The sequence below is a fragment of the Micromonospora sp. ANENR4 genome (assembly GCF_015354395.1).
GTDB lineage: Bacteria > Actinomycetota > Actinomycetes > Mycobacteriales > Micromonosporaceae > Micromonospora > Micromonospora aurantiaca.
The window spans coordinates 23185-43032 of record NZ_JADKYQ010000022.1 but is presented as its reverse complement, the minus strand read 5'-3'; the positions used below and the strand labels follow the sequence as shown (position 1 = coordinate 43032).

Here is a 19848-nt window from a genome sequence, read left to right as displayed (position 1 = left end):
GCCGGGACGCGCCGGTCACAGGCCGGTCCGTTCCACGCGGGCCGTCCGCGCGTCCTTGCGGACCTCGAACCGGACCGGGATGCGCTCGGCCAGCGCCGGCACGTGGGTGACCACGCCGACCATCCGGTCGCCCCGGGCGGCCAGGTTCTCCAGCGTCGCCGCGACCGTGTCCAGCGTCGCCGCGTCGAGCGTGCCGAAACCCTCGTCCAAAACGATCGACTCCAGGCTGGCGGCGGTGGTGGACATGCCGGCGAGCTGCTCGGACAGCGCCAGCGCGAGCGCCAGCGACGCCTGGAACGTCTCCCCGCCGGACAGCGTCCGCACCCCGCGCCGCAGCCCCGCGTCGTGGTGGTCGACCACGAAGAACTCACCCTTGTCGTGCACCAGGTCGTACTGCCCGCCGGACAGCTCCCGCAGGATCCCCGACGCGCCGTCGACGAGCAGGTCCAGCGCCTCGGTGAGCAGCCAGCGCTCGAAGTTGTTCGCCCGCAGGTGCGAGGCGAGCGCCCGCGCCACCCGCGCCTCGTGCTCGTGCCCGGCCCGCTGCTCCCGCAGCTCGGCGGCCTGCTCGCGGCGCTCGTCGAGCCGGCGCAACTCCGCCTCTGCCCGCTCCACCGCCACCGCCACGTCGCGCGGCGCGTCCTGCGGTGCGTCCAGTCCGGCGGCGGTGAACAACGCGGCGATCGCGCCGGCGACCTCGGCCGCGGCCCGCTGCGCCGCCTCCACCGAGTCGGCCAGCCCGTCGCGGTCCGCGCGCCGCGCCCGCGCCTGCTCGCCGGCCCAGCCGGCCAGCGCCGTCCACGCCGCCGCCACGTCGTCCCGGTCGGCGGCCGGTGGCCCGAAGCGGGCCAGCCCGTCGCGTACCGCGTCGAAGTCACGCCAGGCCCGGCGCAGCCGCTCCTGCGCGGCGTCGAGCGAGCCCCGCGCCCGCCGGGCCGCCTCCCGGCCGGCCCGCACCGCGCCGGCCGCCTCCTCCAGCGCGGTCCGCAGCCGCGCGTGCTCGGCCAGCGACTCGCGCAGCCGCTCCGGCGCCGGCGCGTCCGCGAGCTGCTCGTCCAGCTCGGCCAGGCGCGCGCCGAGCTGGTCGTGCTGGGTACGCGCGCGCAGCAGTACCCGGTCGGAGTCACGCGCGGCGGTGTCGCGTTCCTGCACGACCCGCTTGGCCGCCTCGCTCGCCGCCCGCGCCGCCTTGCCCGCCTCGATCGCCCGGCTCACCGCCGAACCCTTCGGCACCGCCGGCACCGTGGTGACCGTCTGCTCGCACACCGGGCACGGCGCGCCGCCGACCAGGTGCGCCCGTAGCGCGACCGCCTGGTCGGCGGCCTTCGCGTCCTCGTGCGCGCGGAACGCCGACTCCAGCTCCGTCTCGGCCCGCTGCGCGTCCGCCCGCGCCGCCGCCAGCGCCGCGACCGCCGCGTCGTGCTCGGTCCGCGCCGCGTCCACCGCCGCGCGCACAGTCGCCGCCTCCGCGGTCAGCCGGTCCCGGTCCGCGTACGCCTTCAGGTGCAGCCGCAGCGCGCTCTCGTCACCGGCGGCGGCCAGCTCCCCGCGCAGCTTCTCCTCACGCTCCTCGGCCAGCCCGACCGCGGCCGCCGCCTCGTCCGCGGCCACCCGGGCCGCCGCCACCGCCCGCGCCAGCTCGGCGGTGCCGTCCGGCGCCCGCACCCCGGCCAGCACACCCAGCTCGGCGTCGAGGGCGGCAAGCGCCGCGGCCCGCTCACCCGCCGTCGCACGGGCCTGCTCCCATTCGGGTACGGCGGCAGCGACCGCCGCGGCCAGTTCCCGCATCGCGTCCACCCGCTCCCGGGCGGCGGTCAGACTCTCGTCGTCGACGTCGGCGAGCCCGCCGAGCATCTTGTCGACGGTCTCCAGCTTCGCCTCGGCCTGCCCGGCCCGCTCGACCGCCTTCTTCTGCACCGACTCGTAGACGCCCAGCCCGAGCAGGTTCACCAGGATCTGCTGGCGGGTGGCCGGCTTGGCGTGCAGGAAGTCGGCGAACTGGCCCTGCGGCAGCACCACGCACGAGGTGAACTGCTCGTACGGCAGCCCCACCGCGTCCAGCACCGCCTGCTCCATCTCGGCCGGGGTGCCCGCCACCACCTCGCCCAGATCCTCCGGGCTGAGCCCGGTGTCGAGCTTGGTGACGTCGAACCCCGGCGGCATGAGCTGCAGACCGGCGTTGGCCGTCTTCACCGTGCCCCGGCCGTCGCGGCGGACCACCCGGGTCGCCACGTAGCGGTCCCCGGCGGATTCGAAGACCAGCCGGACCCGCGCCTCGGTGGCCGACGGTGCCAGCGCGTTCGCCAGCCCCCGGGCGCCGCCCCAGCGCGGCACCGTGCCGTAGAGCGCGAAGCAGATCGCGTCGAGCACCGTCGACTTGCCCGAACCGGTCGGCCCGACCAGCGCGAAGAAGTCCGCGTCGGTGAAGTCGACAGTCGTCTCGTCGCGGAACACCGTGAACCCGGCCATGTCCAGTCGCATCGGCCGCATCAGTGCTCCACCTCCTCGAGCAGCTCGTCGAAGAGTTCCCGGACACCCTCGTCGGCGTGCCCGCGGCTGTCCAGGTAGTCGCCGAACAACTCGCCCGGCGACCGGCCGGCCCGCTGAGCAGTCCGTGTCCCGCTGCCCGGCGCGGGCACCAGCTCCGGGTCGATCCGGATCTCCAGCGCCCGGGGCAGCAGCTCCTGCACCTCCTCGCGCAGCCCGGCCCGGGGCTGCTCCCGGACGTAGACGCGCAGCCAGCCCTCCGGCGCCTCGATCTCGGCGAGCTGCGCGAGCGTGCCGCGTACCGTGCGCAGCGGCACCGCGCCCGGCACCGGCACCTCGCGGATGCGGGCGGCCGTGGTGGCGGTCACCTCCACGATCGTCACCGAGCAGACGTTCTCCTGCTCGCCGAAGTCGACGGCGAGCGGGCTGCCGCTGTAGCGGACCGGGCACGGGCCGATGACCCGCTGCGAGCGGTGCAGGTGACCGAGCGCCACGTAGTGCGCGTTGCCCGGGAAGACCGTCGCCGGGACCGCGTATCCGAGCACCGTGTGCGCGTCCCGCTCGCCGCCGCCGGTGCTCGCGCCGACCACTGTGAGATGCGCGGTGACCAGGTGCACGCGGTCCGGCTCGGTGAAGCCCTCGGCGAGGCGGTCCAGCACCCGGCCCAGGTGATCGGCGTACGTCTGGTTGGCCTCGGCCGGGGTGAGCGTGTACATCTCCACCGCGCGCACCGCGTACCGCTGGGACAGGAACGGCAGCGCGGCGACCCGCCAGCGCTCCCCGCCGGCGGTGACCCCGTCGACGACGTGCTCGTCCGGGTTCTCCCGGACGCTGCCGCGCAGCGTGATCCCGGCCGCCTCGGCCCACGGGCGCAGCGCGTCCAGCGCCGCGCCGTTGTCGTGGTTGCCGCCGATCGCCACCACGTCGGCGCCGGTACGCCGCAGCGCGGTGAGCGCCCGGGTGACCAGGCGGGTCGCCTCCGGGGTCGGCGCGGCGGTGTCGTACAGGTCACCGGCGACGATCACCAGGTCGGGCCGTTCGCGCTGGGCGATGTCGATGACCTGGGCGAGGACCTGCTTGTGCTCCTCCGCCCGGGACTGCCCCTTGAGGACCTTGCCGACGTGCCAGTCGGAGGTGTGCAGGATCTTCATCTGGGTGCCGCCTAGAACGGGATGTCGTCGTCGGAGGAGCCGGAGCCGACCACCGCGAACGGATCGGCGGCCTGCGTGATCGACCGTAGCGTCTCCGAGGGCGCACGGCCCGCCTCCGAGACCCGGGTGGCCCACGCCGGGAACGGGAACTCCAGGCAGAGCGGCACCGGGATGTCCGGCTGGTTGACGAACATCGTGCCCGGCTTGGCCAGCAGCGCCCGCTGCCGCTGGGCGGGCGGCAGGAAGCCGTACTCCGGGCGGGACGCCTCGGCCGGGTCGAGCCGGCCCACCACCCGGATCGCCGAGTTGGTGACGATCCGCCGTTCCACCTCGCTCGCGGTCTGCTGCGCGCCGACCAGGATCACGCCCAGCGAGCGGCCCCGCTCGGCGATGTCGAGCAGCACCTCCTTGATCGGCGACGAGCCCTCCCGCGGCGCGTACTTGTTCAGCTCGTCGAGCACGACGAACAGCAGCGGCTTGGCGGTGCCGGCCTTCTCCTTGCGCTCGAACTCGCTCTTGAGCGTCACACCGACCACGAACCGCTGTGCGCGATCCGGCAGGTTGTGCAGGTCGACCACGGTGACCTGGGCGCTCTCCGCGGTGTTGATCGAGTGCGGCCGGCGGGTCGCCAGGTCACCCCGGATCAGCCGGCCCAGGTCCTTCTTGCTGCCGATCAGCCGCCGGGCGAACGCGTTCACAGTGCCCAGCCCGACCGCGCTGCCGGCCCACTCGCCGCGCGTCTCGTCGTCGTTGAGCTGCTCGACCACGTGGTCGACCAGATCCGCGTACGAGCCGAGCCGCACCCCGTCGATGCTCACCCCGCCGTCGGCCGGCTGGGCGTAGCGGGCCAGGTGCGCGGCCACCGAGTGGACCACCATCGTGTACTGCTGGCGCTCGTCGTCCGCGTCGGCGAACACGTACGGCAGCAGGCGGTCGGCGCAGAACTCGGACAGCGTCCAGTAGAAGCTGTCCACCCCGGTGAGCCGGCTGCTCACATCCGGCGTGCCGGAGGAGTCGCCGACCCGCGGCGGGGCGTACACCCGCACGTCCGGGAACGCGCCGGCATCAAGGCCCAGTTTCGCGTACGCCGCCCGGGTCGGGTCGTCGAGCCGGCTGTTCGGGTGGTCGAGGAAGAGCAGGTCCTCGCCCTTCACGTTGAAGATCAGCGCCTTGGCGTTCACGGCGTCGCCGCCCAGCACACCGGAGCGGAACACCGAGTAGAGCAGGAACGTGGCGAAGCTCGTCTTGGTGGCGACACCGGAGATGCCGGAGATCGACACGTGCGCGCCCCGGGTGCCGTCGAGGAAGTCGGCGTTGAGGTAGACCGGCACGCCGTCGCGGCCCATCCCCATCGGGATCCGCCGCTCCATCCGGTCGAAGTGCAGCGCCCGCGCCCGCGCGTCACCCTCCGCCCGGTGCACCACCGCGCCCGGCGTCGGCGGCACGTAGAACTCCGGGTCGACCCGCGTGGTGGTCACCTCGGCCGCCTCCTGCACCTGCGCCGGCAGCGTGCCGTCGGCGATGGCGAAGACGTCGGAGTCGAACTGCGCCCCCTCGTGCCGGGCGCGCACCTGGGTCACCACCCCGGCGATCGTCACCGGCTCACGGTCGGGCAGGTCGCGGCGGGTCACCACCACGTCGTCGAGTTGCAGGTAGCTGCCCGGCGCGACGGCGGTCCAGAAGGTGAGCGGGGTGGCGTCGGCGGTGCCGAGCACCCGGCCGACACCCTCGCCGGGCCCGTCGAGCTGATCGTCGGTCATCGGCGGTCTCCGGTCGGCTGGTCGTACCGTTGGCGGTGCACGTCGTGCATCCTGCCCGAGGGATGCGACAGGTTGCCACGCGACGCGGCGGACGCCACGCCACCCGTGCGCCGAACGGTAGCCCCCCGAATCCGCCCGACCACGATGCGTGCGTTTCCTCCACGTTCGCCCGCCGCCCGCCGGACGTGTCGTTCCACTCGTCGCCTGCCCGTCCACGATCCGGCGACGCCGGTACGTGCCGTCCCGAGCAGCAGGAGTGGCGTCCCGCGTGTCAGGACGACGCGAAGATCTTGGTACGAAAGGGCCCTTATAGGGGCCGTTTGCTACCAAGATCTCGCGTGGCGCGTGCCGCGTGCGGGTCAGGCGGCGGGGGCGGAACCGGCGGGCGGGGTCTCGGCGGCGTCGCGGGCGTAGCGCAGCATCAGCACGCCGTCGCCGGCGGCCAGCACGTGCCGCAGCGGCAAGTGACGCGGGATGCTGGTGTCCCCGGCGGTGATCCGGCCCGGACCGGCGCCGGCGAGCAGCGGCGCCACGGTCAGGCACAGTTCGTCGACCAGGTCGGCCGCCGTGAGCGCGCCGAACAGGTGCGGGCCGCCCTCGCAGAGCAGTTGGTCCAGCCCGCGCCGCCGCAGCTCGGCCAGCCCGGCGGCGAGATCGACCCGCCCGGGCGCGTCGGCGTGGCCGGTGCCGCAGCGGACCACGTCTGCCACGTCGGTCAGCCCGGGCGGCGGTTCGGCGCCGGGTTGGGTGAGCACGATCGGCCGGACCGGGGCGTCGGCGAAGGCGGCCTGCGCCGGGTCGAGGTCGAGCGAGCCGGAGACGACCACCAGCGTCGGGAACTCGGCCAGCCCGTGCTGGCGCCGCCAGGCCCGGCGTTCCGGGCTCAGCCGGACCGCCCGGTAGCCCTCGTGCCGCAGCGTGCCGGCGGCCACCACGAGGCCGTCGCAGAGCATCCGCAGCAGGCCGAAGACCCGCTTGTCCGGCTCGCCGGACAGCCCGGCCGAGTATCCGTCCAGAGTGACCGCGCCGTCGGCGCTGGCGACGAAGTTGACCCGCAGGTGCGGGCGGGCCGCGCGGCCGTAGAGCGCGGTGAGCTGCGGATCGGTGAGCGCACCGGTGACGGGTGCGGGCCAGATCCGTTCGATCGGGGTTCCGACGGTCATTCGCCGGCCGGACCGGTGACCGGCGGGGTGGGTTCGGGGGTACGGTGCTGGCAGTCGCACCACTTCCGGCCAGGACAGTCGTCGTGCCGCCGTTCCCGGCAGGCTCGGCAGATCATGCAGGCAGCCTATGCCCAGGAAGGACGGGACGTCGTGTCGCGTCAGATCTTCCAGCTCATGGTGTCGCTGGCCGGCGTCCGGCCGCCGGTGTGGCGGCGGGTGCTGGTGCCCGGCGGCTACACGCTGGACCGGCTGCACCGGGTGATCCAGCACGCGATGGGCTGGCGCGACTGCCACCTGCACTCGTTCGACGTCGACGGCCGGCAGTACGGCGAGCCCGACCCGGACGGCGAACTGTCGCTGCGCGACGAGCTGGACGTCCGGCTGGACGCGCTGGTGGGCAAGGGCGATCGCTTCCGCTACACGTACGACTTCGGTGACTGGTGGGAGCACGACCTGGTGGTGGAGGACTGCTGCGCCGCCGACCCGGACGAGCGCTACCCGCTCTGCCTGGACGGGGAGCGGGCCTGCCCGCCGGAGGACGTGGGCGGCCCGGGCGGATACGCGGTCCTGCTGGCCGCGCTCGCCGACCCGGCGCACCCGGAACACGTGACCATGCGCGAGTGGGCCGGCCCGGCTTTCGAACCGGCCGCGTTCGACCCCGACCGCGCCACCGTCCTGCTGCGCCGCTGCTGCTGACCTGAACCCCGAGCCACCTCCGCACCGCCGACGCGGTAACGAAATGGGAACGCTCCCAACGGTCTATTGACACCCCTGTCACCTCCCGGCAACCTCATGGGAGCGCTCCCGAGAGTGGTGCGGATCTCCCTCCTGCCCGCTCCGGCCCGCGCGACACGCACCCCCCACCACACAGCAGATATCGCCTCACCACCGAAAGAGGGGTCTCGGATGAGCGTCCCAATCCGTCGTCGGCGCTTCGCGGCCATCGCGCTCGCGTCCGTCGTCGTGCTCGGCACCACCGCCGCCTGCGGCGACGACTCGGACAGCGGCGACAGCGGCAGCGGCGGCGGCCCGGTCACGCTGGTCGTCGATGTCTTCGGCGACCAGGGCTTCGGCTACGAAGAGCTGTACAAGCAGTACGAGGCGGAGCACCCGAACGTCAAGATCCAGGAGCGGGGCAAGGGCCTCGGCCTCGGTGACTACAACACCCGCCTCACGCAGCAGATCACCGCGGGCTCGGGCGCCGGCGACGTGGTGGCCCTGGAAGAGGGCACGATCGTTCAGTTCTACGCCCAGGCCGACAAGTTCGTGAACCTCGCCGACCACGGCGCGAACGACCTCAAGGGCAACTTCCTGCCGTGGAAGTGGGAGCAGGGCACCACCCCCGACGGCAAGGTGCTGGGCCTCGGCACCGACGTCGGCTCGATGGCGCTGTGCTACCGCAGCGACCTGTTCAAGGCCGCCGGGCTGCCCACCGACCGCGAGCAGGTCGGCGCGCTCTGGCCGACCTGGGACGAGTTCATCGCCACCGGCCAGAAGTTCGCCGCCGCCGACAAGAAGCACAAGTTCGTCGACTCGGCGACCAACTTCTACAACGTGGTGCTGATGCAGGTCGCGGGCCAGGGCACCGGCTACACGTACTACGACAAGAGCAACAAGATGGTCATCGACCAGAACCCGGACGTGAAGACGGCGTACGACCTCACCACCAAGATGATCGCCGCCGGGCTGTCCAACAACCTCCAGTCGTTCTCCAACGAGTGGAACGCCGGCTTCAAGAACGGCACCTTCGCCACCATCGCCTGCCCCGCCTGGATGACCGGTGTCATCAAGGGCCAGGCCGGTGACGCGGCGGCCGGCAAGTGGGACATCGCCAAGGCGCCGGGCGCCGGTGGCAACTGGGGCGGCTCCTTCCTCGGCGTGCCGAAGTCGAGCAAGCACCAGAAGGAGGCCGCGGAGCTGGCCAAGTTCCTGACCAGCGCCAAGGGTCAGATCGGCGCGTACAAGGCGGTCGGCAACCTGCCCTCGAACCCGCAGGCGCTCACCGACCCGGCCGTGGCCGACTCGACCAACGACTACTTCAGCAAGGCCCCGGTCGGCAAGATCTTCGCCGCCGGTGCCACCGACCTGAAGCCGGTCTACCTCGGCCCGAAGAACAACGCGGTCCGCACCGCGGTGGAGAACAGCCTGCGCGCCGTGGAGCAGGGCAAGTCGGCCGGCGAGCAGTGGCAGACGGCCCTCAAGAACGGTGCGGCCGCCGGTAAGTAACCGGTTGAGCCGCCCGCGGGTGGCGTCGGCAGCCCGGCTGCCGGCGCCACCCGCGGTGCCCGCAGAGTCCGGCGTCGCCCGTGTGGCGGGTGACGCCGGCCGAGGAGAAGGACTCCCCATGAGCCTCGACCTGCACGCCGCGGCGCCGCCCGAACCCGGCCCGCCGCGCGCCGCCCGTCACTCGCGCCGCCGTGCCGCCTCACTGACGCGCCTGGACCTGAAGTACTCGCCGTACCTGTACGTCCTGCCGTTCTTCGTGATCTTCGCCGTGTTCGGCGTGTACCCGATCGCGTACACGGTCTGGATCGCGCTGACCGACCGGTCGCCGCTGAACTCGACGATCTCGTTCGTCGGGATGGACAACTTCGTCGAACTGATCACCGAGGACCCGCAGTTCTGGAACGCGGTGGTCAACACGTTCGGCATGTTCCTGCTCTCCACGGTGCCCCAGCTGCTGCTGGCGCTGATGCTCGCCAATGCGCTGAACCGGAAGCTGCGCGCGCAGACGTTCTTCCGGATGGCCATCGCGATGCCGATCATCACCTCGACCGCTGTGGTCGCGCTGATCTTCTCGATGATCTACGCGAAGGACTTCGGCCTGGTCAACTGGCTGCTCGACAGCGTCGGCCTGGACCCGATCGACTGGCGGGCGAATCGCTTCGCGTCCTGGTTCGCCATCTCCACCATGGTCGACTGGCGCTGGGTCGGCTACAACGCGCTGATCTACCTGGCCGCCATGCAGTCGATCAGCAAGGACATGTACGAGGCCGCGGCGCTGGACGGCGCCTCCCGGCGGCGCCAGTTCTGGTCCATCACGGTCCCGCAGCTGCGCCCCACGATCATCTTCACGCTGATCATCTCCACCATCGGCGGCCTCCAGCTGTTCACCGAGCCCCTGCTGTTCACCAGCGGCTCGGGCGGTCTCTCCGGTGGTTCGGAGGGCCAGTTCCAGACCATCACGATGTACCTGCTCGACGTGATGAACCAGCGCTTCCGGTGGGGCTACGCCGGGGCGGTCGCGCTCGTGCTCTTCGTGCTCATCGCGTTGATGTCGGCGATCAACTACCTGCTCGCCCGCCGCATCAGCTCCGACAAGTGAGGTGACGAGATGACGACCACCGCCGTCCGCCCGCCCACCCGGCAGAGTCCGCCGGTCAAGACCGCCCACCGCGCCGAGCGGCTCTGGAAGGCCAGCCCGCTCACCATGATCGGCCTGATCTTCGGCGTGCTGCTGTCCCTGTTCCCGTTCTACTGGATGATCGTGATCGCCAGCCGGACGAACGACGCGGCCAACTCCTGGCCGCCGCCGTTCCTGCCCGGCGGCAAGCTCGGCGAGAACATCGAGCGGGTGCTCGCCAACAGCGACGCCAACATCGTCAAGGGCCTGATGAACTCGTTCCTGGTCTCCGGGACGATCACCGTCGCGACGGTGTTCTTCGGCTCGCTGGCCGGCTTCGCGTTCGCCAAGCTCCGCTTCCGGGGCAAGAACGCGCTGCTGCTGATCATCCTCACCTCGATGATGGTGCCGATCCAGCTCGGCGTGCTGCCGCTGTACATCCTGATGGCGAAGCTCGACTGGCTGAACACCATGCCGTCGGTGACCGTTCCGTTCCTGATCGGCGGCTTCGGCATCTTCATGATGCGCCAGTACGCAGAGCAGGCGGTACCGAACGAGTTGATCGAGGCCGCCCGGGTGGACGGCTGCTCCACCTGGCGGGTGTACTGGCACGTGGTGGCGCCCGCGCTGCGTCCGGCCGCCGCGGTGCTGGGCCTGCTGACCTTCATGGAGCAGTGGAACCAGTTCTTCTGGCCGTTCGTGGTGCTGGCGGACCCGTCCAACCCGACCGTCCAGATCTCGCTGCGCAGCCTCAACACCGCCTACTTCGCCGACAACTCGCAGATCTTCGCCGGTACGTTGATCGCGACCCTGCCCCTGTTCGTCGTGTTCGTTCTGTTCGGCCGCCAGATCATCGGCGGCATCATGGAAGGCGCCGTCAAGTCGTGAGCAACCCAGCAAGCCCGCCCGCCGTCGGTCTCCTCGACGCCGGTCCGGCCCTGACCTTCCCGCCGGACTTCCTCTGGGGTGCGGCCACCGCCGCGTACCAGATCGAGGGCGGGGCGACGGAGGGCGGCCGTACCCCGTCGATCTGGGACACCTTCAGCCACACCGAGGGCCGGACGGTGGCCGGGCACACCGGCGACGTGGCGTGCGACCACTACCACCGGATGCCTGATGACGTGCGGCTGATGGCCGACCTGGGCCTGCGGTCGTACCGCTTCTCGGTGAGCTGGCCGCGGGTGCAGCCGGGCGGCACCGGCGGGGTCAACCAGGAGGGCATGGACTTCTACCGCCGGCTGGTCGACGAGCTGCTCGGCCACGGCATCGAGCCGTGGCTGACGCTCTACCACTGGGACATGCCGCAGCCGCTGGAGGACGCGGGCGGCTGGCCGGCCCGGGACACCGCAGCCCGCTTCGCCGAGTACGCCCACCTGGTCGCCGAGGCGCTCGGTGACCGGGTGAAGTACTTCACCACGCTGAACGAGCCGTGGTGCTCGGCGTTCCTCGGTTACGGCTCCGGCGTGCACGCGCCGGGCCGCTCCGACGGTGCGGACGCGGTCCGGGCCGGGCACCACCTGATGCTCGGTCACGGCCTGGCCGTGCAGGCGGTACGCGCGATCCGCCCGGACGCGCAGCTCGGCATCACCGTCAACCTGTACCCGGTGACTCCGGCGAGCGGGTCGGCGGCGGACGCCGACGCGGCCCGGCGGATCGACGCGCTGGCGAACCGGTTCTTCCTGGACCCGGTGCTGCGCGGGTCGTACCCGGCCGACCTCGTCGCGGACCTGCGTAAGGTCACCGACATGGGGCACGTGCGCGACGGTGACCTGGCGACCATCTCCACGCCGCTGGACATGGTCGGGATCAACTACTACAGCCGGCACGTGGTGGCCGCGCCGGTCGAGGGCGCGGAGCCGGAGCCCTACTGGCGGGCGCCGTCCTGCTGGCCGGGCAGCGAGGACGTCCGGTTCGTCACCCGGGGTGTCCCGGTGACCGACATGGACTGGGAGATCGACGCGCCGGGCCTGGTGGAGACGCTGGAGCGGGTCCACCGAGAGTACACCGACCTGCCGCTCTACGTCACCGAGAACGGCTCGGCGTTCGTCGACGAGCTGGTCGACGGCCGGGTGGACGACCCGGATCGGCTGGCCTACTTCTCCGCCCACCTGCGCGCGGCGCACGCCGCGATCGAGGCCGGTGTGCCGCTCAAGGGCTACTTCGCCTGGTCGCTCCTGGACAACTTCGAGTGGGCCTGGGGCTACACGAAGCGGTTCGGCATGGTCTATGTCGACTACGACAGCCAGGCCCGGATCGCGAAGTCCAGCGCCAGGTGGTACGCCGACGTGATCCGACGCAACGGACTGCCCGCACAATAAGCTGGGCCAGCCAGTAACGGGCGGCCCGGCGCCGACGCCTCAATCGGTGCCGGGTCCGCCCGACCGTCGGAGGAGCACAACGATGACAACGCAGCGCACCCGCTCGCTCGGGCGCCCGACCCTCGACGCGGTCGCGGCCCGCGCCGGCGTCGGGCGCGGCACGGTCTCCCGCGTGGTCAACGGCTCGCCGCAGGTCAGCCCGGAGGCCCGGGCCGCCGTCCAGCAGGCCATCGCCGAGCTGGGGTACGTGCCGAACCGTGCCGCCCGTGCGCTGGTCACCCAGCGGACCGACTCGGTCGCACTGGTCGTGTCCGAGTCGGGGGAGCGGGTCTTCACCGAGCCGTTCTTCGCGGCCATCGTCCGGGGCGTCAGCTCCGGGCTGGTGGAGACGCCGATGCAGCTCTGGCTGGCCATGGTGCAGTCGCCGATCGAGCGGGAACGGGTCGAGCACCACCTGACCAACCAGCACGTGGACGGCGTACTCCTGCTGTCGCTGCACGACGCCGATCCGCTGCCCACGCTGCTGGAGGAGCGCGGCCTGCCGACAGTGCTCGGCGGCCGTCCGGCGCGGATGCTGCACCCGAACGCGCAGCCGGCGTGGTTCGTCGACATGGACAACGTCGGCGGCGCGCGGCAGGCGGTCGAGCACCTGTTCCGTCAGGGCCGACGGCGGGTCGCGACCATCGCCGGCCCGCAGGACATGGGCGCCGGCCTGGCCCGGCTCTCCGGCTACCAGGAGGCCGTGCGTGCGTCCGGCAGCCGGGTCGATCCGGGCCTGATCGCGTACGGGGACTTCAGCGAGGGCAGCGGCACCGCGGCCATGCGCCGGCTGCTCGACGTCTGCCCGGAACTGGACGCGGTGTTCGTCGCCTCCGACCTGATGGCGTTCGGCGCGTTGCGCGCGTTGCGCGAGGCCGGCCGCCGGGTGCCCGAGGACGTGGCGGTGATCGGCTTCGACGACGCCCCGATCGCGCGTCAGGCCGAGCCGCCGCTGACCACCGTGTTCCAGCCGGTGGAGGAGATGGGCCGGCAGATGGCCCGGCTGCTGGTCTCCCGCATCCGGGGCGAGGAGGTCCCCTCCCCGCACGTGCTGCTGGACACCGAGCTGATCCACCGGGCCTCCGCCTGACCCACCCCGGCGGGGGAGCCGGTCAGGACCAGCGGCGCAGCTCGCGGCGGGCCAGCGAGGCGCGGTGGACCTCGTCGGGGCCGTCGGCCAGGCGGAGCGTGCGGGCCGCCGCCCACAGCTCGGCCAGCGGGGTGTCCTGGCTGACCCCGGCTCCGCCGTACGCCTGGATGGCCTTGTCGATCACCCATTCAGCCATCAGCGGGGTAGCGATCTTGATGGCCTGGATCTCGGTGTGCGCGCCCTTGTTGCCGACGGTGTCCATCAGCCACGCGGTCTTGAGCACGAGCAGGCGGGCCTGCTCGATCCGGACGCGCGATTCGGCGATCCACTCACGGACCACGCCCTGCTCGGCGAGCGGGCGGCCGAACGCGACCCGGTCGAGCACGCGCCGGCAGAGCAGCTCCAGGGCCCGCTCGGCCATGCCGACCAGGCGCATGCAGTGGTGGATCCGGCCGGGGCCGAGCCGGGCCTGGGCGATGGCGAACCCGGTGCCCTCCTCGCCGACGAGGTTGTCCACCGGCACCCGGACGTCGGAAAAGTCGATCTCGGCGTGCCCACCGTGCGGGGCGTCGCTGTAGCCGAAGACCCGCATGCCGCGGCGTACCGTCACGCCGGGGGTGTCCCGGGGGACCAGGATCATGCTCTGCTGGCGGTGCCGGTCGGCGTCCGGGTCGGTCTTGCCCATCACGATGAAGATCTCGCAGCGCGGGTCCATCGCCCCGGACGACCACCACTTGCGGCCGTTGATGACGTAGTGGTCGCCGTCGCGGACGATGCGGGTGGCGATGTTCGTCGCGTCCGAGGACGCCACCTCCGGCTCGGTCATGCAGAACGCGGACCGGATCTCACCGGCGAGCAGCGGCATGAGCCACTGCTTGCGCTGCTCCTCCGAGCCGAACTCGGCCAGCAGTTCCATGTTGCCGGTGTCCGGCGCGGCGCAGTTGAGCGCCTCCGGGGCCAGGTGCGGGCTGCGGCCGGTCAGTTCGGCCAGCGGCGCGTACTGGAGGTTCGTCAGCCCGGCGCCGTAGCGGGCGTCGGGCAGGAACAGGTTCCACAGCCCGCGCTCCCGCGCCTGCGCCTTCAGCTCCTCCATCACCGGCGGGCGGGCCCACGGGTCGCCGGCGGCGGCCACCTGCTCGTGGTGCACCGGCTCGGCCGGGTACACGCACTCGGTGAGGAACGCCTCCAGCCGCTGCCGCAGCTCGACCGTCCGGTCGTCGTACGCGAACTCCATCTAGCTCTCCCTCACCGCGTGCAGCCCGTGTGCCACGAGCGGCGCCACCATGTCGCCGATCCGGTCGAAGCCCTCGCCCAGCGTCTGCCCGAGCGTGTGCCGGTAGTGGATGCCCTCGCAGATCACCGCGAGCTTGAAACAGCCGAGCGCCACGTGCCAGTGCAGCGGGCCGACGTCGACGTCGCTGCGCCCGGCGTACCGCTCGATCAGTTCGGCGCCGGTGGGGAAGCGGGCCCGCGGCCCGATGCCGTCGGCGACCGGGTTGCCCTCGCCGTGGTCGCTGTCGCCGAGCACGTCCCAGTACGTCAGCAGCAGCCCGAGGTCGGCCAGCGGATCGCCGAGCGTGGCCATCTCCCAGTCGAGCACCGCCCGCACCGCCACCGGGTCGACGGTGGCGAGCAGGTTGTCGAGCCGGTAGTCGCCGTGCACGATCCGGCCCGCGTTCGCGCCCTCGGGCACGCTGGCGGCCAGCGCGTCGCGCAGCTCGTCGATGCCGGGCAGCGGCCGGCTGCGGGACCGGTCGAGCTGGCCGGCCCAACGGCGTACCTGCCGGGCCAGGTAGCCCTCCGGGCGGCCGAAGTCGGCCAGCCCCACCTCGGCCGGCTCGACCCGGTGCAGCGTGGCGAGCGTGTCCATCATCGCCACGGCGAGGTCGCGCCGCTGGGCGGCGGTGAGCGCGTCGGTCTGCTCCCGCCGTCGGTAGACCTCGCCGTCGACCTTCGCCATCAGGTAGAACGGCGCGCCGATGACGCTCTCGTCGGCGCAGAGCAGCAGCGCCTCCGGCACCGGTACGCCGGTCGGCGCGAGCGCCGAGATCACCCGGTGCTCGCGGGCCATGTCGTGCGCGGTGGCCAGCACGTGCCCGAGGGGCGGCCGGCGCAGCACCACCTCGCGGTCACCGGCGCGCAGCAGGTAGGTGAGGTTGGACTTGCCGCCGGCGATCAGCCGCGCCGACAGCGGCCCGCTCAGGTCCGGCCGGTGGACGGCCAGGTGGGCGGCGAGCCGGTCGAGGTCGAGCCCGCGGGGGGCCGGACCGGTCGAGGGCGCGGCGACATCGGCGGCCGGATCGGTCATCCGATTAGTTGATGGCAGCTCAGCTTTGTTGTCAAGGTCGGGTTTTCCCGGCGGGACATGCCCTTGCAACAGGGGCGAAATGGTCAACCGGCAGGCTGGGCCCCAGCCTGCCGGCCGCTCGGCCGGCCCGCCGAGCGGAGGGGATCAGACATGCTGCTGAGAGTTCGGGTGACCCTGCCGGACCGTCCGGGCACGCTCGGCCAGGTGGCCCGGACACTCGGCGTATCCGGCGCGGACATCGTGCAGGTGGTGGTGCTGGAACGGCTCGGCGGCCGGGCGGTGGACGACTTCACGGTGGTCTGGCCGGGTGCGGCGCGGGTGGAGCGGATGCTCGCCGGGCTCGCAGCGATCCCCGGCGTCCGGGTGGACGGGGTGTGGCGGGCGATCGGCGCGCCCACCACCACCGGGCAGGACGCCGAACTGCTCGCCCAGGTGGCGGCGAACCCGGTCGACGGGGTGGCGACGCTCGTCGACGCGGTGCCGGGGCTGCTCGCCGCGGACTGGGCGGTGGTCGCCGTCGTACCCCTGGACTGGGCCTCGCGCAGCGGCGAGGCCGGCGTCGCCGCCATCGGACATGCGAGCTGGCGGGCGCCGGTGCCGCCGCGGCTGCCGGAGGTGACCCCGCTGCGGGCGCGCGCCATGACCAGCCCGGACGGGCACCACTACGCGGTGGCGCCGTTCGGCCGGGCCGGGCTGGTGCTCGTGGTCGCCCGGGACCACAGCGAGCCGCTCGCCGCCGCTGGGTTCCACTCCACCGAGGTGGACCGGCTCGCCCAGCTCGTCCGCGCCAGCGCGGTGATCCTCGGCGACCGGCTGGACCTGGTCGGCACGCCGCCCGTGACCACCGTCACCTGACCGGACGGCCCGCGTCACCCCGGGGCAACGGGCCCGCAACAGGCGCACGGCATGGTCGGTGCCGAGGAAGGGAGACAACCATGGCGCTGTGGCGGATCCGAGCCACCGTGGACGACCGGCCGGGCTACCTGTCGGTGCTCACGGCGAGCCTCGCATTGCGCGGGGTCAACATCCTCAGCGTGCAGGTGCACACCACCGAGGCCGGCGCTGTCGACGACTTCCTGGTCGACGCGCCCGAGCAGGTGACCGAGGCGGAGCTGCGGGCCGCCGTGGAGCGGGGCCGGGGCCGGGACTGCTGGATCGCGCGCAGCGGGGCGCGCGGGCTGGCCGACGAGCCGACCCGGCTGCTCGGGCTCGCCGGGCGGCTGGTGCGTGACCCGGAGGCGACCGGCGAGGTGCTGCGGACCCTGCTCGGCGCCGACACGGTGACCTGGCGTCCGACGCCCGCCGCCGCGCCGGGCGGGGTGGGCGGCACCACGATGGTGCTCGCCGACCCGGCCGGCGGCGCGCACGAGCTGCACCGCCGGGAGCCGAGCTTCACCCCGGCCGAGTACGCCCGCGCGCAGGCCCTGGTCGAGTTGGCCGCGACGCTCGCCCGGCGGGACGCCGACCGGATCACGCTGGTGCTGCCGGACGGCGGTGAGGTGTCGGTGCGGGCCGCGACCGCCGAGGACGTCCCCGGCGTACGCGACCTGCACGCCGCCTGCTCGGCGCGCAGCCGGCAGCGGCGCTACCTGAGCGGTGCGGCGGACCCGTCGCCGGCCCGGCTGCGCCGGCTGCTGGAACCGGCGCGGGGCGTGACACTGCTCGCCACGGCGGGCTCCGGCGGGGCGGCGGAGCCGGTCGTGGCGATGGCGAACCTGCTCGGCGAGGGCGACGAGGCCGAGGCGGCGCTGCTGGTCCGCGACGACTGGCAGCGGCGGGGCCTCGGCTCGGCGTTGCTGCGCCGCCTGGTCGGCCACGCCGACCGGGCCGGCTACGCCGCCGTGCTGCTGCACGTGCAGTCCGAGAACACGCCGATGCTGCGGACGCTGCGCCGGCTGGACCGGCCGGTGGCGATGGAACGCGACGGCAGCGTGCTGACCGCGACGCTGCCGCTGGCCCCACGGCCGCGAGTCGAGCCCGCCGCGCGGGCCGAGGTGACGGTGCCGGCGCAGCGGTCGAGTTGAGCTGACGGCCGCCGGCCGGATCCCGGAGGTGCGCCGCAACGGCGCGGCACACCCGAGGGGTACGGCCCGGACGGCCGAAACCGGCGCGGTCACGCGCCACAGGGGCCGACCTCCGATACGGGGGACGGTGACACGGCGGGGCTCCCGATGCGGGGGCCCCGCCCGTCTGTGTGCGATCAGGTGGCCGGGTAGCTGCTGTAGTCGGGGAAGTTGCCGTAGAGCCGGCCGTCACCGCCCACAGTGACCGCCTGCACGAGCAGGTCGCCGCCGACGAACGCGCCCTTCCAGGACGCGCCCCGGCCGCCGAACGGCTCGTCCCGGTCGCCCCGGGAGCGCGGCTTGTTGATGCCCACCTTGAACGCCTGCAGGTCCACCGCCAGCTTGCCGGCGAGTTCCTCGTCGTCGCAGGCGAGCGACGCGACGAGCGCGCCGTTCGAGGCGTTCATCTGAGCCAGCAGCTCGTCGGTGGTGTCCACCACGACGATGGTGTCGACCGGGCCGAACGGCTCGGCGTGCATGAGGCGGGACCGGCCGGGCGGGGCCAGCAGCACGGCCGGTGCGACGTACGCGGACGTGTCCTGCCCGTCCAGGAACGGCGCGCCGTCCAGCTTGCCTCGATGCAGCGGCACGGCACCGCCGCGTACCGCCTCGTCGACCTTGCGCCGCAGCTCGTCGGCCTTGGCGGCGCTGATCAGCGGCCCGAAGGCCAGCTCGGGCAGCGGGTCGCCGGCCGACCAGTCGTCGCCGACGGCGAGCGGGTGCCCGAACCGGATCGAGCGGACAACCGGCAGGTACATGTCGAGGAACTCGTCGACCAGGTCGCGCTGGACCACGAACCGGGGGTACGCGGTGCAGCGCTGCTTGCCGTACTCGAAGCCCTTGCGCAGGTGGGCGGCGAGCGAGTCCCACTGGGAGAAGTTCCAGATGCCCCAGGCGTTCAGGCCCTCCTGCTCGATGAAGTGCCGCTTGTCGCAGTCGAGCAGCGCGGCGGCGACCTTGCCGCCGTTGGAGCGTCCGCCGACGAACGCCACCGCGCCGATCTCCGGCGCGCGGACGAGTACCTCGGACAGTTCCTCGCCGCTGCCGGACAGCAGCGTGGCGGGCAGCCCGGCGCGGCGCATCAGCGCGTGCGCGACGGTGAGGCAGACCGCGCCGCCCTGCGACGGCGTCTTGGCGATGACCGCGTTGCCGGCGAGCAACTGCACCAGCTCGGCGTGCACCAGCACGCTCATCGGGTAGTTCCAGGAGGCGATGTTGCTGACCGGGCCGGGCAGTGGCTCCCGCCCGTCGGCGAGCATCCGCTCGATCTCCTGCACGTACCAGCGCACGCCGTCCAGCGCGCGGTCCACGTCGGCGCAGGCCAGCCGCCACGGCTTGCCGATCTCCCAGACCAGCAGCAGGGCGAGCAGGTCGCGGTGTGCGGTGAGCGCGTCGAGGGCGTCGGTGACCCGGGCGACGCGCTCGGCCAGCGGGGTCCGCGCCCACTCCCGGTGCGCGTCGGCGGCGTGGGCGACGGCGGCGCGGGCCGTGTCGGCGTCGAGCCGGGCGAGGTTCACCAGAACGGTGTTGTCGACAGGGGTGCGTACGGCGGTGGGCGTGCCGAGCGCCCGCCAGTCGCCCTGGACGAGGTTGTGCAGCGTGGTGGTGCCGTCGGGGCCGGTGCCGAACGCCTCGGGCGTGGCGGCCACCGCCCGGGCGAGGGTGTCGGACCAGGAGGTGCCCTCGGCGAGTCGTAGAGCCATCGCGATCTCCTCAGTGTCGTCCGGGGAGCGGCGGCGTCGATGGCACCGCAGGTGAGGCGTACTGTCCCGCGGGCCGAAGCGGCCGGGCAACCGTACGCTCGTATGCCAGGACGGCCGCGCCGCCGGCGACGCTCTCGCGGGCGCATTCGCCACCGTGGCGATGCCGCTGAGCTGGGACCGAACGCGCTCGATATCGAGCTCGATCGATGGTGTGATCCAGCTCCCGATGGTTACCCGCGAGTACGCCCGGCGCCTCGGATCAGCGCGCTCTTCCCCTGTGATGAACGGCGCATTACATTGTCGATTGTCCATGTGGGAGCGCTCCCGAACCTCTCACGGACACCCCACCACCACCGCCACGCGGCAGCCGGAGCCCTGCGAGACCGTCCCCGCTCCGGCTGCCGCCCGGCGCCAGCCACAGGA

General features: G+C 73.0%; 15 protein-coding genes. 8 read left to right on the top strand and 7 right to left on the bottom strand.

All coding sequences use genetic code 11. From position 1 onward, the window contains the following. Positions 1-15: 15 nt before the first annotated feature. The 4 genes from IRY44_RS28590 to IRY44_RS28575 all read right to left on the bottom strand — a co-directional run bounded on the left by IRY44_RS28590 (position 16) and on the right by IRY44_RS28575 (position 6561). Positions 16-2490, bottom strand: coding sequence for an AAA family ATPase (locus IRY44_RS28590; RefSeq protein WP_194803266.1), 2475 nt, complete (start codon positions 2488-2490; stop codon positions 16-18). Further along, positions 2490-3638 carry an exonuclease SbcCD subunit D gene (locus IRY44_RS28585; RefSeq protein ID WP_194803265.1) on the bottom strand — a complete coding sequence of 383 codons (1149 nt, stop codon included), beginning with the start codon at positions 3636-3638 and terminating at the stop codon, positions 2490-2492. The genes IRY44_RS28590 and IRY44_RS28585 overlap by 1 nt, the downstream gene beginning before the upstream one ends. Before the next feature lie 11 nt (positions 3639-3649). Continuing rightward, positions 3650-5398 (bottom strand): ATP-binding protein, encoded by a 1749-nt coding sequence (locus IRY44_RS28580; RefSeq protein WP_043325613.1) that lies wholly within the window; start codon positions 5396-5398, stop codon positions 3650-3652. Between the two features lie 359 nt (positions 5399-5757). After that, positions 5758-6561, bottom strand: coding sequence for a pyrimidine reductase family protein (locus IRY44_RS28575; RefSeq protein WP_194803264.1), 804 nt, complete (start codon positions 6559-6561; stop codon positions 5758-5760). A gap of 150 nt (positions 6562-6711) precedes the next feature. Between IRY44_RS28575 and IRY44_RS28570 the strand changes: the two genes are divergently transcribed. The 6 genes from IRY44_RS28570 (at position 6712) to IRY44_RS28545 (ending at position 13351) form a co-directional block, all read left to right on the top strand. Continuing rightward, complete coding sequence (locus tag IRY44_RS28570) at positions 6712-7257, top strand: plasmid pRiA4b ORF-3 family protein (RefSeq protein WP_194803263.1); 546 nt, start codon at positions 6712-6714, stop codon at positions 7255-7257. A 210-nt stretch (positions 7258-7467) separates the two neighbouring features. After that, complete coding sequence (locus IRY44_RS28565; protein ID WP_194803262.1) at positions 7468-8787, top strand: ABC transporter substrate-binding protein; 1320 nt, start codon at positions 7468-7470, stop codon at positions 8785-8787. 118 nt (positions 8788-8905) lie between these two features. After that, a complete protein-coding gene (locus IRY44_RS28560) occupies positions 8906-9886 on the top strand; it encodes a carbohydrate ABC transporter permease (RefSeq protein WP_194803261.1) in 981 nt (326 codons plus the stop codon). Positions 9887-9991: 105 nt separating this feature from the next. Beyond that, on the top strand, positions 9992-10792 hold the full coding sequence (locus IRY44_RS28555; RefSeq protein ID WP_030274682.1) for a carbohydrate ABC transporter permease: 801 nt from the start codon (positions 9992-9994) through the stop codon (positions 10790-10792). Further along, the gene (locus IRY44_RS28550; protein WP_194803260.1) at positions 10789-12222 is read left to right on the top strand and encodes a GH1 family beta-glucosidase; all 1434 of its coding nucleotides are present in this window, start codon (positions 10789-10791) and stop codon (positions 12220-12222) included. Before IRY44_RS28555 ends, IRY44_RS28550 begins: the two co-directional genes overlap by 4 nt. Positions 12223-12304: 82 nt before the next feature. After that, positions 12305-13351, top strand: a complete 1047-nt coding sequence (locus IRY44_RS28545) for a LacI family DNA-binding transcriptional regulator (protein WP_135238999.1) — start codon at positions 12305-12307, stop codon at positions 13349-13351. Positions 13352-13373: 22 nt separating this feature from the next. On the opposite strand, the gene IRY44_RS28540 is transcribed toward IRY44_RS28545, so the two are convergent. Continuing rightward, entirely contained in the window at positions 13374-14585 is a 1212-nt protein-coding gene (locus IRY44_RS28540) for an acyl-CoA dehydrogenase family protein (RefSeq protein ID WP_194803259.1), read from the bottom strand. Beyond that, positions 14586-15659 carry a phosphotransferase family protein gene (locus IRY44_RS28535; protein WP_194803258.1) on the bottom strand — a complete coding sequence of 358 codons (1074 nt, stop codon included), beginning with the start codon at positions 15657-15659 and terminating at the stop codon, positions 14586-14588. A gap of 150 nt (positions 15660-15809) precedes the next feature. On the opposite strand from IRY44_RS28535, the gene IRY44_RS28530 reads away from it, so the two are divergent. Further along, the gene (locus tag IRY44_RS28530; RefSeq protein ID WP_194803257.1) at positions 15810-16514 is read left to right on the top strand and encodes an amino acid-binding protein; all 705 of its coding nucleotides are present in this window, start codon (positions 15810-15812) and stop codon (positions 16512-16514) included. 80 nt (positions 16515-16594) lie between these two features. Beyond that, complete coding sequence (locus IRY44_RS28525; protein WP_194803256.1) at positions 16595-17683, top strand: GNAT family N-acetyltransferase; 1089 nt, start codon at positions 16595-16597, stop codon at positions 17681-17683. Between the two features lie 176 nt (positions 17684-17859). Here the strand turns inward: IRY44_RS28525 and IRY44_RS28520 are convergent, their stop codons facing one another. Next, positions 17860-19425, bottom strand: coding sequence for an aldehyde dehydrogenase family protein (locus IRY44_RS28520; RefSeq protein WP_194803255.1), 1566 nt, complete (start codon positions 19423-19425; stop codon positions 17860-17862). Positions 19426-19848: the final 423 nt, after the last annotated feature.